The organism is Pseudomonas sp. GW821-FHT03A09 (genome assembly GCF_059421065.1).
The window spans coordinates 500,977-516,676 of sequence record NZ_JBWKUX010000002.1; the positions used below are offsets into that span (position 1 = coordinate 500,977).

Below are 15,700 nucleotides of genomic sequence, written 5' to 3' on the forward strand. Positions count from 1 at the left end.
GTATAGTCGGGTCATCTCAACACTCGGTATTGCCGTCATGACCCTCAAGCCCGACGACCTCGACCAGATCACCTCCACCACACTCGGCCACTACAACAAGGTAGCCGAGGACTTCCGTGAAGGCACCCGCGATCACGATGTAAGCCAGAATATCGACGCCCTGCTGCGACATATCCAGGGCACAGCGCCGTTTACCGTGCTGGATTTCGGCTGCGGGCCAGGGCGGGACTTGCAGGCATTTACACGCAGGGGCCATATCGCAGTGGGGCTCGATGGCTCCGAGCGTTTTGCGCAGATGGCGCGCGAAGACAGCGGCTGCGAGGTGTTGCAGCAGGACTTCCTAAAGCTGGACCTGCCTGCCGAGCGCTTCGACGGAATCTTCGCCAATGCGGTGCTGTTTCATATTCCCAAGCAGGAGCTGCCGCGTGTGCTCACGCAACTGCATGGAGCGTTGAAGCCTGGGGGCGTGTTGTTCAGTTCCAATCCACGGGGCGAGAATCAGGAAGGGTGGAATGGGCCGCGGTATGGGTCTTATCACGACTTGGAAGCATGGCAGACGTTGCTGAGCGAGGCCGGTTTTGTGGAGTTGGAACACTATTACCGGCCAGCGGGGTTGCCGAGGGAACAGCAACCCTGGCTGGCGAGTGTGTGGCGCAAATTATAAATTTTTGCTGACTGATCTGACGCCATCGGGGGCAGGCCCCCTCCCACACTTGGAATGCATTTCAAATGTGGGAGGGGGCTTGCCCCCGATGTTCTCAAAGGCCCCCTAATCCACCTGATACACCACTGGTTTTTCACCTGCCGCCAGCGCCGTCACACTGCGCCCCGCATACCCTAGTTTTTCCTCGGCAGAGAAATTCGCCACCAACCGCGTACCATCGACGAAGGTGGTCTGCTGCACCTGCTTATCGGGTGTGAGCCATCGAAAATCAGTCATGGCCTGTGTCGCCAGACGCTGATGCAACGGTCGGAAAAACCGGTCCTGACGCTCAATCACCGGCAGCCGTTGCTTCACCGTCGCGGCACTCAGGTGATACAGCGGCGGCACGTTGTAGAGCAGTTGGGTCAGCTCGTTCTCAGCCTGCACATTGCTTAGTTTCAGGCTGTCGAACAGCCAGTGATGGGTGGTGATCACCGAGCCATGGAACACCGCCTGGTACAGCGGCAAACGCATCGTTGGCTCGAAATACACCGTACGGAACGGCTCGTTCAGCGGCACCGGCTTGAAGAACACTGTCGGCTGCTCCGGCGGGTACCAGTTGCCCACGTAATAGGGTGACTGCTTGTCCTGCGTCATCTGGCGATCACCCCAACCGATCACCGGCGTCTGCATGCCGTGGGCGAACAGGATGCCCTGGGCGGTGATGGCGTTGCCGTCCTCGGAACCTGTGGGCAGCTTGAGTTCGGTATTGAGCCAGCGCGAGGCATCGATATTGCCTTCGGCATTTTGTGCCTGGGTCATCGTGATGCCGTCACGGTAGCTGTCGAAGACCATGCTGGTGGCGTAGGCGTCAAGGAACCAGGCGTTGAAGCCGGCCTTGGCCTGGATGGCCTTCACCCGGGCCTCCAGCAAAGGGCGTACGCAGCGGGGGTCAGTGTAATGTCCGGATTGCTGGAAGCCGGTTTTCAATTTGCCGTCCTTCAACACAATCGCACAGTCGCGATAGGCCTTGCTGCCCAGATGGGCGGTGGTCCAGTCCGGGTTTTCCGTCGCCGACAGCGCGGTTTCATAGGAGTCGTACGGCGCCATCAGATAACCGGCCTCGACCCCGGCACGGATCGCTTCGGGATGCCAAAGGCCGCCTTCCCAGCCTTCACCGAGGGTCAGTAACAGCCGTTGCAGTCCGGCGTCGCGCAACGACCGAATAGCCTGGCTACCCCAGGTTTCAGGGTGATCGCGCAGGGCGCCGGCAAACGCCATGGCCAACTCGCCGCGCAGTTCAGCGTAGCGGGCGGCGAGCCGGGTCATGTCGGGTTCATCTACCTGCCAGCTCTGCCGGGCTTTCTTGTTGATCGCTGCATTGAGGCCGCGCAACAACACCGTCTGTTCATAGCGATTCAACGCGGTGGTCTGCGCCAGAACCTTTGCGCACTCTTTGTCCAATAATCCTTTGAGCTCATGACCACGCAGGCGCTTGAGCAGCATCGGCCAATCACGCACATCCTCTGCTGCCAACAGATCATTGCCCCACAGATAGACATGGCTGGCGCCCAGCAGTTTTTGTGCTTCGGGCGTTTGCTGCAACTTGTCCGCCAATGGTTCATAACGGCCCTGTTCCACCAGCCACTGGCGATAACGCTTGGCACCGGCCAACGGGTCGGCATCGCCCAGGTGCAACACCAAGGTCATCGGCGCAGTGGGGTCCAGCGCGGTGAATTCATGGGCCACCGACAACGCCAACCCCTCCTGCCAACGCAGGCGGTTGTTGTAGGGGTTGGTCAACAACCAGTTCAGGGTGAAGGCGCCATGGTCCGTGCCCCACAGCGGCAGGCTGAGGTCCTGGGTGGTATTGATGTCGCCCTGCTCACGCAAAAACGCCGTCCACACAGGATTGCCGGCGGGGACGTAATGCCCTTCGGCCAACGGCCACATCAGGCCCTTGCCGAGGGCGCTGACGGGTTGTTGAAGAATCGTCAGCTCACCAGGTTCGCGTGCAGTGATGGCGAGCGTCAGGTCGCGTTGCGCAAGGCTGGCTGTCACGAGAAATGCTCCCCACTGCCAACGGGCTTGTTGGGGGGTCTGTGACAACTGGCTGACAGCGCGGGCCGCGACGCCGCTGGAGGCCTGCACCGGCGCCTGCCCGCTGGGCGTGGCGCGGATGGCGAGGGTGGCGGGGTCGAGCTCGATGCGCCACTGTGGGTTTTCCAGGAGGGTGGCGGCAGAGGCCAACGGCGCGATGAGAAACGTGCAGACCAGTAAAAGATGACGTTGCCAGTTCATGGTGCTCGACCGGTGGGGGGTAGAGGTCGAGAGGATAAAACACTCGGTTGCCTGAAACGGACGCTGGAAGCACTTCAAGAGATTTCCCACAAGTCGCAAGGTAGAGGAAGATTCAAATGTGGGAGGGGGCTTGCCCCCGATGGCAGTCTGTCAGTGACTGGTGTGCTGACTGATACACCGCATTCGCGGGCAAGCCCGCTCCCACACTTTTGATCTGTATTTCTTCTGGTTAACCGCGTTGGTCTTGTTTTGGTTCACGAATCTTGTACCAGGCCACATACAGCGCCGGCAGGAACAACAATGTCAGCAAGGTCGCGATGATGATCCCGCCAATCATCGCGTAGGCCATCGGCCCCCAGAATACCTCCCGCGCAATCGGGATCATGCCCAGGCTCGCTGCGGCGGCTGTCAGCAGGATCGGCCGACGCCGGTGCTCGGTGGCTTCCACCACCGCATCCCACGGCGTGTAGCCCGCAAGCTCATACTCATCGATCTGCGTCACCAGGATCACCGAGTTGCGGATGATGATGCCGATCAGCGCCAAGATCCCCAGGATCGCCACGAAGCCCATGGGCGTGCCCGTGGGAATCAGCGCCAGCACCACACCGATCAGCCCGAGCGGCGCGACACTCGCCACCAGGAACATCTTCTGCACGCTGTGCAGCTGGATCATCAGGAAGGTCGCCATCAGGAACAGCATCAGCGGCACCACCTTTGCAATCGGGCCTTGGGCCTTGCCGCTTTCTTCCACGGTACCGCCAGTGGCGACCTTGTAGCCCACCGGCAAGCCCGCGCCGAATTTCTCGATGGTCGGTGCCAACTGCCTCACCAAGTCCGTGGGCTGCATCTCATCGCGTACCGATGCCTTGATAGTGATGGTTGGCTTGCGGTCCCGGCGCCATACCAGCGGCTGCTCCAGCTCATAGCGCACGGTGGCGAACGCCAGCAGCGGAATCGACGTGCCGTTGGGCGTGACGATCTGCAGGTTCTGCAAGGTTTCCGGGGTGCCACGCTCGGCATCCTCGGCGCGACCGACCACATTGATCAGGTAGATATCGTCGTGTACCTGGGTCACCGAGGCGCCACTGACCACACTGTTCATCAACTGCGCCACGTCTTCCGACGACAGCCCCAGTTGCCGCGCCTTGTCTTGGGCGATGTCCACGCGCAGCACTTTGCCCGGCTCGTTCCAGTCGTAAATGATCCCGCCCAGGTGGGTGTTCTGATCGAGCAGGGTCGCCAATTCGATGGCGTGCTTGCGCACTTGGTCGATATCTTTGCCCGACACGCGATATTGAATCGGCCGGCCGACCGGCGGGCCCATTTCCAGCGGCTGCACAAAGCTGCCGATGCCGACAAAATCATCGCGAAGATGCTTTTGCAGGCGCGCAATCAAGGCGCCGCGCTCTTTCAGGCCCTTACTCACGATCACCAACTGTGCGTAGTAGGGGTTTTCCAATTGCTGGTCGAGGGGCAGGTAGAAACGAATCGCGCCCTGCCCGATGTAGGTGCTCCAACGGGCAATGTCCGGGTCATCCTTGATGATCGCTTCAAGGCGGTCGACGGCCTTGCGCGTCTCGTTGATCGAAGCGTTTTGCGGCAGGTTGAGGTCGACGAGGATTTCCGGACGATCCGATGACGGAAAGAACTGGTTCTGCACAAACTGCATGGAAAACACCGAGGCCACGAACAGCGCCACCGTGATGCCGATGGCCCACCAGCGATTGCGCATGGCCCACAGCATGCCGCCATTGAAGGCTCGGCCAATCCGCCCAGGCTCGGCGTCGTGGGGTTTCACATTGGCGCTGAGGATATGCACGCCGATCACCGGCGCAAACAGCACCGCCACCACCCACGACACCAGCATCGCCACGGCAATCACCGCAAACAGGGTGAAGGTGTACTCACCCGCCGAACTGGCGTTGAGACCAATCGGCACGAAGCCCGCGACCGTCACCAGCGTGCCGGTGAGCATCGGGAACGCCGTGGAGGTGTAGGCGTAGGTGGCGGCCTGCTCCTTGGTTTCGCCCTTTTCCAGGCGCGTGATCATCATCTCCACGGTGATCATCGCATCGTCCACCAGCAAGCCGAGGGCGATGATCAGGGCGCCCAGCGACACCCGCTGCATGGTGATGCCGCTGTATTCCATGAACACAAACACCAGCGCCAACACCAAGGGGATCGAGCACGCCACCACCAACCCGGCGCGCATGCCGAGGCTGATAAAGCTCACCACCAACACGATGATCACCGCTTCAAACAGCGCACTTGTGAAGCCGCCTACGGCCGCCTCCACCACTTCGGCCTGATCGGAGACTTTGTGCACACCGACGCCCACCGGCAGGTCGGCGGTCAGCTCGTCCATGCGCTCATGCAGGGCCTTGCCGAAAGACTGGATATTGCCGCCCTTCTGCATCGCAATCGCCAAGCCAATAGCCGGCTTGCCGTTGAAGCGGAACAACGGCCGCGCCGGATCGACGTAGCCACGGCTGATGTCGGCAATATCCGCCAAGCGATAGAAGCGGTCGTTGAGCCGCAGATTGACGTTGGCCAGGTCCTTCTCCGAGGCGAACTGCCCCGAGGTGCGCACCGAAATCCGCTCCGGCCCGGCCTCGATCACCCCGGCCGGCGTCACCGCGTTCTGCGATTGCAGGCTTTGCACGACTTGGCGCTGGTCAATGCCCAAGGCGGCGAGTTTGCGCGTAGAGAAGTTCAGGTAAATCACTTCGTCCTGCTGGCCGATCATCTCGACCTTACCCAGGCCCGGCACCGCTCGGATCTCGGCGCGCACCTGCTCTACGTAATCGCGCAGCTGGCGCATCGACAAGCCGTCACCGGTAAAGGCGTACACCGAGCCAAATACGTCGCCGAACTCGTCGTTGAACGCCGGTCCCTGCAAGCCCTGGGGAAAGGTGCCGCGAATATCGTCGATCTTCTTGCGAACCTGATACCAGATCTCGGGGATGGCCTTGGCGCTGGTGGTGTCCTTGAGGAACACGAACACTGTGGATTCGCCTGGGCGGGTGTAGCTTTTCACGTAGTCGAGGGAGTCGAGTTCTTCGAGCTTTTTCTCGATGCGGTCGGTGACCTGCTTGAGGGTTTCCTCCTGGGTCGCGCCCGGCCAGCGGGTCTGGATCACCATGGTCTTGATGGTGAACGAAGGGTCTTCCTCGCGGCCCAGGTTCATGTACGAAAACACGCCCATCAGCAGCGCGACGAACATCAGGTACCAGACGAAGGACTGATGCTTGAGAGCCCAGTCGGATAAGTTGAAGCTCCCTTTCATCGCGGGCTGCCCTCGTCGATTTTGACTTTTTGTCCAGGTTTCAGGCTGTTCACACCCGCGGTGACAATGCGCTCGCCGGGTTTGACGCCACCGTTGAGCAAGGCGCTGTCGGCGCCACGGCTGAGCAGCGTGACGTCACGCGGTTGCACGGTCAGGCTCTGGGTGTCGAGCAGCCAGATACAGGTCTTGCCATCGACTTCCTGCAAGGCGCTCAACGGCACCTCAATGCGCGGCGCAATGGCGGTGCTCAAGGTCACGCTGATCGCCGTGCCGAGGCGAAACGCAGGGGGCGTCTCGGCCAAGGTCAAGCGCGCACGCCGAGTGCGCGTGGCGCTTTGGGCCTGGGGTTCGATCTCACGCACGATGGCAGTGGTGTGCACGCTGGGGTCGAGTTGCCCGGCGACCAGGAACACCACATCCGCTGGCAGACGCTCGGCAAGGCCGGCCGGCAGGTCGATCACAGCTTCCTTGATATCCGGGCGGGCCAGGGTCACCACTTGTTGGCCGGCGCTTACCACCTGGCCGGCCTCGGCATTCCAGGCGGTGACGATCCCGGCGTGGTCGGTGCGCAGTTCGGCGTAGTTGAGTTGGTCCTTGGCCTGCTGGACCGAGGCCCGGGCCTGGTCGAGGGTGGCCTGGGTGGTTTTCAGGTCGGTCTGGGCCACATCGAGCTGGGCCTGGGCGCCGACACCCCGGTTGAACAACTCCTGCTGGCGGCGGGCACTGGCCTGGGCGTTGATGAACTGTGCCTGCACCCGAGCCAAGTCGCCTTGGGCGGCGCGCAATTGGTTTTGTTGGTCGGTAGGGTCGAGCACGGCGAGCAATGCGCCCTGCCCCACTTCGGCCCCCACATCCACGGCACGCCGAGCGATGCGGCCGGACACGCGAAAACCCAGGTTGCTTTCATAACGGGCCTGGATGGTACCGGCGAAACGGCCGAGGTTTTCCTGATCTTCGGACGTCACTTCCATAGACAGCACCGGGCGTACGGGCTCGGGCGCGGGCTCTTCCTTGGAGCACGCCGCCAGCAACAGGCTGGCGGCGAGTAATACCGTCAGGCGCTTCATGGCTGGGCTCCTTGCTGGGCGATCTCGACCAACATGCCGGGGTGCAGCAGTTGCCCACCGGCCACCACGACTTTTTCGCCGCCTTTGAGGCCCTCGCCGATGATCACTTTGCCGGTGAGGTAACGCGCCACCGTGACCTTGTGCAATTGCGCCTTGCCATCGCCGTCGATCAACCACACGGCGGGCTCGTTGAGGTCTTTGGTGAGCGCCGCCCAGGGCAGCTCGATGCTGGGTTTGGCCGGGCCATTGGCGGTGGCACTGACCACCGAGCCCAGCTCCATGCCTTTGGGCAGCGCTTGCAGGGCAATTTTCACTTGAACGGTGCCGGTGTTGGCGGCCACGGCAGGCGTGACTTCGCGCACTTTGCCCACGGCCTTGATGCTGGGGTTGTCCAAAAGGCTGACGGTGATCGGCGCATCGGGTGGCGGCTCCACCAGCAGCGATTCATACACGTTGAACACCGCATCCCGTTCACCATCGCGGGCCAGGCTGAAAATCGGCACGGTGGCCTGCACCACCTGGCCCACTTCGGCCTGGCGCGCGGTAATCACGCCCGGCGCTTCGGCGATCAACGCGGTGTAGCCCAGTTGCTCGCGGGCATTGGCCAGTTGGGCCTGGGCGGCGGTCAGCGCGCTTTGGCTGCTGCGCAAGGCAGCCTGGGCAGCGTCGTACTCGCTGCGGCTGGTGTAACCCTTGGGCAGCAGCTTTTCCTGGCGCACAAAGGCCGCGGCGGTTTGCTTGACCCGCGCCTGCTCGGCCACGACTTGGGCCTGGGCGGAGTCAACGTTGGTCTGCAAGTCCTTGGGGTCGAGTTTGGCCAGCACTTGCTTGGCGCTCACGCGGTCGCCCACATCCACCATGCGCTGGATGATCTTGCCCCCCACGCGAAAGGACAGGTCGGTTTGCACCCGGGCCTGGATATCGCCCGTGAGCGTGACCGCTGCGGCAAAACCCGTCGGCTGCACGGTCTGCACAAATACCCTGGAATGTTGCTTGGGTTCGGCCTTTTCCTGACCACAGCCGCTCAGCAGCGTCAGTAAGCCAAGTCCGAATATACAGGTGGAAATACGACCGCCCATGCAGGCTCCTTGTGCGTGATGCCGACTTGCCAGTGTGTATGCGACTGTGAGCTTAGTTGAGGGTTCCTTATCTGCATGGAGGCTCCCATACTCCAATGGTTCCCATACCGACCGAATCCCTATGCTCAAGACCCTCGCGGTAGCCAATTACCGCTCGATCAACAAATTGGTGGTGCCCCTGGACCGGCTCAACCTGGTCACCGGCCCCAATGGCAGCGGCAAGTCCAATTTGTACCGCGCCCTGCGCCTGCTAGCCGAAACAGCCCAGGGCGGGGTGATCAACGCACTGGCCCGTGAGGGCGGGTTGGACTCGACTTTTTGGGCCGGGCCGGAAAGCATCAGCCGACGCATGCACAACGGCGAGGTGCCGATCGAGTCCACTGTGCGCCAAGGCGTGAAACGCTTGCGCCTGGGGTTTGCCGGGGAGGATTTCAGCTATGCCATCTCCCTGGGGTTGCCTGAACCGAGCGAGTCTTTTTTCTCCCTCGACCCCGAGGTCAAGAAGGAATGCATCTGGGCCGGCCACATCTACCGTCCGGCCAGCCTGCTGGTGCAGCGTTCCGGGCCGATGGTGCGGGCGCGCGAGGGCCGCGCCTGGGATGTGCTGGCCCAGCACACGCCGAACTACCACAGCCTCTTCGATCAGGTCGGCAGCCTGCGCGGCTCGCCAGAGGTGTTGCTGTTGCGCGAAAGCATTCGTGGCTGGCGTTTTTATGATCACTTCCGCAGCGACATGGATGCCCCCGTACGCCAGCCCCAACTGGGTACGCGCACGCCGGTGCTGCACCACGATGGGCGGGATCTGGCGGCGGCGTTGCAGACCATCCGCGAAATCGGCGACCCCGAAGCGTTGCAGCGCGCAGTCAGCGATGCGTTTCCCGGGGCGCGCCTGAACATCCAGCCGTTGCAAGGCGGGCGCTTTGCAATCGAGTTTTATCAGGAAGGTTTGCTGCGGCCATTGTCGGCGGCGGAGCTATCGGACGGGACTTTGCGTTACTTACTGCTGATCGCGGCGCTGCTCACGCCACGGCCGCCGACCATGATGGTATTGAACGAACCGGAAACCAGCCTGCACCCGGACTTGCTGCCGGCGTTGGCGCGCCTGATTACCCAGGCGTCCCAGAAGTGCCAGGTGTGGGTGGTGTCCCATGCCAGCCGTTTGATTGCGGCGTTGCAGCAGGATGAGGGGTGCAATTCGATTGTGTTGGAGAAGGTGTTGGGGGAGACCCGAATCGTCGGGCAGGGGATTTTGGATGCACCGGCTTGGCATTGGCCCGAATAGGTTGTGACTGGAAGCCCCCTCCCACATTTTGATCTGTGAATACATTCAAATGTGGGAGCTGGCTTGCCTGCGATAGCGGTAGATCAGTCAGCGCAAAATCAACCCTGCCACTTGCCGCCTTCAACAATGACGCTCTCAGGCTTGGTGTCGTCGCTCAGCTCTTTACGCACATATTGGTCGTACAGCTTGAGCAAAAACTTCTCTTCCCCCAGCTTCGCCAACTCGGCATTCACCCAATCGCGCAGCTCGGTATTGCCCTTTTTCACCGCAGGTGCAATCGGTGCTTCATCGCCCAATTTTTCTTCCAGCACGCGGTAGCCCGGGTTCTGCTTGGCCCAGCTGAACAGCACCAGGTTGTCCTGGGCATAGGCATCGCCACGGCCAGCGGACAGCGCTTGCAGCGACTCGGAGTTTTTCTCGAACTTGAGCAGTTTCCAATCCGGGTGATTCTTGGTCAGCCAGATATCGGCGGTCGTGCCGGTGGTGACAATGGTGGTGCGGGTGGCCAGGTCATTCAGGCTTTTTACGGAACTGTCGTTAGGCACCAGCGCCTGCACGGCGACTTTCAGGTTGGGGTTGGTGAAGTCCACCGCTTCCTTGCGCTCCGGCGTCACGGTCATGTTGGCGAGGATCAGGTCGACCTTGTCGCTTTGCAGGAACGGAATACGGCTGGCCGGCTCCACGGCGACGAATTCGACTTTGTTTTCATCGCCCAGCAGATCCTTGGCGAATTGACGGCCGATGTCGGTATCGAAACCGACGTAGCGACCGGCCTCATTCACAAAGCCGAACGGCGGCTTGTCGGTGAACACGCCGACGATCAGCTTGTCCCGCGCCTTGATCTTGTCGATAGCGCTCGCAGCAACCGCGACAGGTTTTGCAGGCTCTTCGGCCTTTTTATCGCAACCGGCCAGCAGTGCGACGGCAAACAGTGGAAGCAGTAATTTTTTCATATCAGCTCCAGTTCCTTGGTTTTCTTGGGCAGTGTTGAAACAAAGGAGAACTTCTCCAGGAACTGCTGCGCGCGTGCGGTCTGCGGGTTCGTAAAGAATGCCTCGGGGGTGTTGTGTTCGAGGATGCGACCGGCCTCCATGAACACCACGCGGTCGGCGACGGCGCGGGCGAAGGCCATTTCGTGGGTGACGATCAGCAGGGTCATGCCATCGCGGGCCAAGCCCTGGATCACTTCCAGCACTTCCTTGACCATTTCCGGGTCGAGGGCGGCGGTGACCTCATCAAACAACATGACCTGGGGGTTCATGCACAACGAGCGGACGATGGCGATGCGTTGCTGCTGGCCACCAGAGAGCTGGCGCGGGAAGGCATCGCGCTTGTCAGCCAGGCCCACTCGCTCCAGCAGTTTTTCCGCCTGGTCGCGGGCTTCGCGGGGCTCGCGCTTTTGCACCTTCAGCGGTCCGAGCAGGATGTTGTCGAGCACGTTCATGTGCGGGAACAGGTGGTAGCTCTGGAAGACCATGCCGATCTCTTGACGTACCTGACGCCAGTCGGTCGATTTATCCAGCAACTCCTTGCCGGCAAAACGCAGGCTGCCACCTTGGGCCACTTCCAAGCCGTTCAGGCACCGCAGCAAGGTGCTTTTGCCACAGCCGCTGGGGCCGAGGATCACCACCACTTCGCCGCTTTGCACGCTCAGGTCGATGCCCTTGAGCACCTGCTGTTCGCCGAAGAATTTGTTGAAACCCTGGAACTCGATCAATGCACTCATGCTTGGGCCCAGCGCCGTTCCAGCACCTTGGAGGCGGCCGACAACGGGTAGCAGATAAAGAAGAAAAACAGGAACAGCACGCCGTAGATCAGCACTGACTCGTAGGTGCGTTCGATGATTTGCTGGCCGACCTTGATCACGTCCACCACGCCGATCAGCACCGCCAGGGAACTGGTCTTGATGATCCGCGTGTAGACGTTGATCGTCGGCGGTGTCATACGCTTGAGTGCCTGGGGCAGCAGCACGTAGCCGTACAACTGCGGATCGGACAGGCCAATCGACAACCCCGCCTCACGCTGGCCACGGGGCAGCGAATGCAGTGCGCCGCGTACCACTTCACCCACTTCACTGGCGCCCCACAACGACAGCACCAGCACCGCGCACCAAAAGCTTGGAATACTCAAACCAAAGAAAATCGGCAGGCCAAAGAACAGCAGGTAAAGCCACACCAACACTGGAATCGCCCGAAACAGCTCCAGGTAAACCCGCAACACGGTGTTGACCACTGTGTTATTCAACGTGCGCAGCACGCCATACAGCACGCCGCCGACAGTGCTGAACGCGATGCTCAAGAAGGAAATCGACAAAGTTTGCGCAGCGCCCTGGCCCAGTTGCGGCAACGACACCCACAACAACTCAAGACCCGAACTGGCCATGCTGGAGCCTCCTTTCCAGGCGGCTGAGCAGCAGCGACAGTGGCAAGAACAACAGCACGCAGATCAGCGTGAGCACGGCGAGCATTTCGTAGGTCTTGTAGTAGAGCGCGATGTAGCTCTTGGTGGTGTAGAGAATCTCCGGCACCGCCACGGCGGACACCACCGTGGTCTCCTTGAGCAGGAAGATGAAATTGGCGAACAACGCCGGCAGGCTGAGGATGCCGGCCTGGGGCAGAATCACATGGCGCAGCAGTTGCCAGTCGGACAAGCCGATGGACTTGCCCGACTCGATCTGCGCCAGCGGCACCGCTTCCACACCCGCACGCAGTACTTCGGTGAGGTAGGCGCCGCCGAGGAAAGTCATGGTGATAATTGCCGCCCAGAACCCGGAGATGTTGAAGCCCAGGGCCGGCAGCGCGAAGTAGACGAAAAACAGTTGGATCAACAACGGCGTATTACGCGCCAGCTCCACATACAACGCTACCAGGCGCGATAGGTACGGCGTGCGAAACACCAGCAGCGCCGCATTGATCAGCGCCACCAGCAGGGAGGTGGCAATGGCGATCAAGCCCACTTGCAGCGTCACCCCCACGGCTTTCAGAAACGCCGGCAAGGTGCTGAGGATAAAAGCGAAATCGAAGGTCATCGTGAGTCCATGACGCCGCAAGGGTAATGCGGCAAGCGCAATCCATATCGACGTGGGTAACGTCGGGTAGCGCGAACTTTAAAGGTATAAAAAGTAAAATTTAAATACTCAAATAGCATATTGATATCACCCAAAAAGATAACCGCCGGGTTCGCGGGTTCAGCCAGTGGCAGCTATGGTCTTGGGGTCGAAAGATTCGAGGGATCGAACCATGAACGAAGCGAAACCGATGGATCCGCAAGAGTTGGTGAAGTGGTTGGTGGCGTTGCGCAGGGCTATTGACAGCCGCGATCTCTGAAACACTGCAAATTCAGTGTGAGATGAAGATCAAATGTGGGAGGGGCTTGCCCCCTCCCACATTTTGATTGTGTTCAAACCTTGAAGGGGGTTTGGCTTACATCAGAACGCAGGCACTACAGCGCCGTTGTATTTCTTCTCGATGAAGGCTTTGACTTCCGGGCTGGTCAAGGCCTTGGCCAGTTTCTGGATGGCATCGCTGTCCTTGTTGTCCGGGCGCGCGACCAGGAAGTTCACGTACGGCGACTTGGCGTCTTCGATGATCAGCGCGTCCTTGGCTGGGTTCAGGCCAGCTTCCAGGGCGTAGTTGGTGTTGATCAGGTCCAGGTCAACCTGGTCCAGTACGCGTGGCAGCAGGGCCGACTCCAGCTCTTTGAACTTCAGGTGTTTCGGGTTGCTGGCGATGTCTTTTGGCGTGGCCAGGGCGTTGTTCGGGTCTTTCAGGGTGATCACACCGGCCTTCTGCAACAGCAAGAGGGCGCGGCCACTGTTGGAGCCTTCGTTCGGGATGGCCACGGTGGCACCGTCTTTCAGGTCTTCAATCTTGGTGATCTTCTTCGAGTAGCCGCCGAAGGGTTCAACGTGCACGCCGACCACGGTAATCAGGTTGGTGCCCTTACCCTTGTTGAAGTTTTCCAGGTACGGCAGGGTCTGGAAGTAGTTGGCGTCGAGACGCTTCTCGGCCACCTGCACGTTCGGTTGTACGTAGTCGGTGAAGACTTTGATGTCCAGGTCCACGCCTTCTTTGGCCAAGGTCGGTTTGACCAGCTCAAGGATTTCGGCGTGCGGGATCGGGGTCGCAGCGACCACCAGTTTCTCGTTGGCCTGGGCCAAGCTTGCAGTCAGGGCAGCCGCCAGTGCGGTAAACAACAGAACCTTTTTCATGCAGTGTCCTTATCGAAATTCCGGGGCGTCTCTGACGACCGTTTTTATATGGTGTGCCAGCGAAGTGCTATCGCGGCGTGGGATGGACAATACCTAGATTTTTTATTCCCGAACAATATCTTTTATTCACGTTGATATTCCATTTTGTTCATACAGGAATAGACGCAAGCTTTCCCGCTCGGCCGGTGTGGCGCTCTTGAAAATTCGTTGCACCTGTTCCAGCGGCGAGCCCACCAGCGGCAGGTTCAAATGCTCGGGCAAGATCTCATCTCCACTGCTCACCAGCAGCGCGAAGTGAATGACGTTTTCCAGCTCACGGGTATTGCCCGGCCAGCTGTGGTGTTCCAGCACCCGCTGAGCCGCGTCGCTGATCAACGGCACTGGCAGATCCAGACGCTGGCTGTAGATGCCCAGGAAATATTCAGCCAGGGGCAGGATGTCACCGACACGCTCGCGCAAGGCCGGCAAGTCGAGTTGGCCTTCGCTCAAGTAATGGAACAGGCGCTCGTGGAACTTGCCGGCCGCCACGGCCTGGGCCAGGTCGATGCTCGTCGCGGCCACCAGGCGTACATCCACCGGGCTGGGCTGATGGGCACCGACGCGAGTGACTTCGTGGTTTTCCAGAGCAGCGAGCAGTTTCACCTGGATCGGCAACGGCAAGTCGCCGATTTCATCCAGGTATAAAGTGCCGCCATTGGCCGAACCAAACCAGCCGGCGCGGCTGCTGGCCGCGCCACTGTGACTGCCGGCAGCGTAGCCGAACAGCTCGGCATCGGCGTAGGTGGGGCTGATGGCGCCGCAATTGACCGAGACGAACAACCCGGTGCGATCACTACCACGGTGGATATGCCGCGCCAGCAGCTCCTTACCACTGCCGGTCTCGCCGCGAATCAACACGGGCAAGGCACGCGGCGCGAGGCTTTCCAGCTCTTCGCGCAGTTGTCGCGAACGCGGGTCGACAAACACCAGCGCCTTGGCGCGGATGCTCAGCGGGCTTTTTTCGGAATCGGGGAAGGTCAGCAATGGCTGGCCGAAGGTTTCATGACTCATGGCAGGCTCCCGCCCCCAATCCGCTCAGGGACGGGGCGTTGAAAAAATATCAGGCAGTGCGCCGGGCGTGATGTTCGAGGCGACTTTGCAGGCGATAGAGGTAGGCAAAACCCTGCTCCCACCGCTGGTGGCCGGACTTCACATTGATATGGCCGGCCCCCGACAAAATGCCGGCTTCGGCGCCCCAATTGCGTGCCAGCTCCAAGGCCCGAGGGGCGCTGACGGCGCTGTCGTTGTCGGAGCTGACCACTTGGCTGGGAAACGGCAGCAGGTCAGTGGGTATCGGTGCAAAGTTGCGCAGTGCGGGGGCACAGGCCGGGCGTTCGACATCGGCCGGAGCCACCAGCAAGGCACCGCGCACCTGACGTAGAAAATGCAAGGGTGCCGTGGCAGCCCAATGGGCGACGGTGATGCAACCCAGGCTATGGGCGATGAGAATCACCGGCGTGCTGTCGGCGGCGATCGCCTCGGCCAGCGCCGCCACCCAGTCTTCGCGACGGGGTGTCAGCCAATCGGCCTGCTCCACCCGTGCACTGTTGGGCAGGCTGTTCTGCCAATGACTCTGCCAATGATCTTCTGGCGATCCTTGCCAGCCCGGCACGATCAGATAACGAATCGACTCGCTGTGCATGGGTGCGCCCTCCTGCAGCGTTTAACGTTGCTGAACAGTATAGGGATGGGGTTTATATTCGTTAAGGAATAAGAAGCTATTTATTAATAACCAAAAAACCAAACCTCACAAAGATCTAATGTGGGAGCTGGGCTTGCCCCCGATGGCGGTG

The 15,700-nt window shown here is 60.7% G+C and carries 13 protein-coding genes; 2 read left to right on the forward strand and 11 right to left on the reverse strand.

Annotated features, from left to right (window positions below; translation table 11 throughout):
• Positions 1-37 precede the first annotated feature (37 nt).
• On the forward strand, positions 38-664 hold the full coding sequence (locus AC07V4_RS04990; RefSeq protein WP_492637700.1) for a class I SAM-dependent methyltransferase: 627 nt from the start codon (positions 38-40) through the stop codon (positions 662-664).
• Positions 665-769: 105 nt separating this feature from the next.
• On the opposite strand, the gene AC07V4_RS04995 is transcribed toward AC07V4_RS04990, so the two are convergent.
• The 4 genes from AC07V4_RS04995 to AC07V4_RS05010 all read right to left on the reverse strand — a co-directional run bounded on the left by AC07V4_RS04995 (position 770) and on the right by AC07V4_RS05010 (position 8,376).
• Entirely contained in the window at positions 770-2,944 is a 2,175-nt protein-coding gene (locus tag AC07V4_RS04995; protein WP_492637701.1) for a glycoside hydrolase, read from the reverse strand.
• A 229-nt stretch (positions 2,945-3,173) separates the two neighbouring features.
• On the reverse strand, positions 3,174-6,230 hold the full coding sequence (locus AC07V4_RS05000; protein ID WP_492637702.1) for an efflux RND transporter permease subunit: 3,057 nt from the start codon (positions 6,228-6,230) through the stop codon (positions 3,174-3,176).
• Positions 6,227-7,297 carry an efflux RND transporter periplasmic adaptor subunit gene (locus AC07V4_RS05005; RefSeq protein ID WP_492637703.1) on the reverse strand — a complete coding sequence of 357 codons (1,071 nt, stop codon included), beginning with the start codon at positions 7,295-7,297 and terminating at the stop codon, positions 6,227-6,229. The genes AC07V4_RS05000 and AC07V4_RS05005 overlap by 4 nt, the downstream gene beginning before the upstream one ends.
• Complete coding sequence (locus tag AC07V4_RS05010) at positions 7,294-8,376, reverse strand: efflux RND transporter periplasmic adaptor subunit (protein ID WP_492637704.1); 1,083 nt, start codon at positions 8,374-8,376, stop codon at positions 7,294-7,296. Before AC07V4_RS05010 ends, AC07V4_RS05005 begins: the two co-directional genes overlap by 4 nt.
• Before the next feature lie 121 nt (positions 8,377-8,497).
• Between AC07V4_RS05010 and AC07V4_RS05015 the strand changes: the two genes are divergently transcribed.
• Positions 8,498-9,658 (forward strand): AAA family ATPase, encoded by a 1,161-nt coding sequence (locus tag AC07V4_RS05015; protein ID WP_492637705.1) that lies wholly within the window; start codon positions 8,498-8,500, stop codon positions 9,656-9,658.
• 98 nt (positions 9,659-9,756) lie between these two features.
• Here AC07V4_RS05015 and AC07V4_RS05020 read toward each other — a convergent pair whose 3' ends face one another.
• The 7 genes from AC07V4_RS05020 to AC07V4_RS05050 form a co-directional block, all read right to left on the reverse strand.
• Positions 9,757-10,611, reverse strand: coding sequence for a transporter substrate-binding domain-containing protein (locus tag AC07V4_RS05020; protein WP_492637706.1), 855 nt, complete (start codon positions 10,609-10,611; stop codon positions 9,757-9,759).
• On the reverse strand, positions 10,608-11,384 hold the full coding sequence (locus AC07V4_RS05025) for an amino acid ABC transporter ATP-binding protein (RefSeq protein WP_492637707.1): 777 nt from the start codon (positions 11,382-11,384) through the stop codon (positions 10,608-10,610). Before AC07V4_RS05025 ends, AC07V4_RS05020 begins: the two co-directional genes overlap by 4 nt.
• Positions 11,381-12,040 carry an amino acid ABC transporter permease gene (locus AC07V4_RS05030; protein ID WP_431752773.1) on the reverse strand — a complete coding sequence of 220 codons (660 nt, stop codon included), beginning with the start codon at positions 12,038-12,040 and terminating at the stop codon, positions 11,381-11,383. The genes AC07V4_RS05025 and AC07V4_RS05030 overlap by 4 nt, the downstream gene beginning before the upstream one ends.
• Positions 12,021-12,686: an amino acid ABC transporter permease gene (locus tag AC07V4_RS05035; protein WP_003187615.1), complete on the reverse strand. Its 666-nt coding sequence runs from the start codon at positions 12,684-12,686 to the stop codon at positions 12,021-12,023. The genes AC07V4_RS05030 and AC07V4_RS05035 overlap by 20 nt, the downstream gene beginning before the upstream one ends.
• Before the next feature lie 399 nt (positions 12,687-13,085).
• On the reverse strand, positions 13,086-13,868 hold the full coding sequence (locus AC07V4_RS05040; protein WP_431752234.1) for a MetQ/NlpA family ABC transporter substrate-binding protein: 783 nt from the start codon (positions 13,866-13,868) through the stop codon (positions 13,086-13,088).
• Between the two features lie 126 nt (positions 13,869-13,994).
• Positions 13,995-14,918 (reverse strand): sigma 54-interacting transcriptional regulator, encoded by a 924-nt coding sequence (locus tag AC07V4_RS05045; RefSeq protein WP_492637708.1) that lies wholly within the window; start codon positions 14,916-14,918, stop codon positions 13,995-13,997.
• Positions 14,919-14,967: 49 nt separating this feature from the next.
• Positions 14,968-15,549: an alpha/beta hydrolase gene (locus AC07V4_RS05050; protein ID WP_304628981.1), complete on the reverse strand. Its 582-nt coding sequence runs from the start codon at positions 15,547-15,549 to the stop codon at positions 14,968-14,970.
• Positions 15,550-15,700 lie beyond the last annotated feature (151 nt).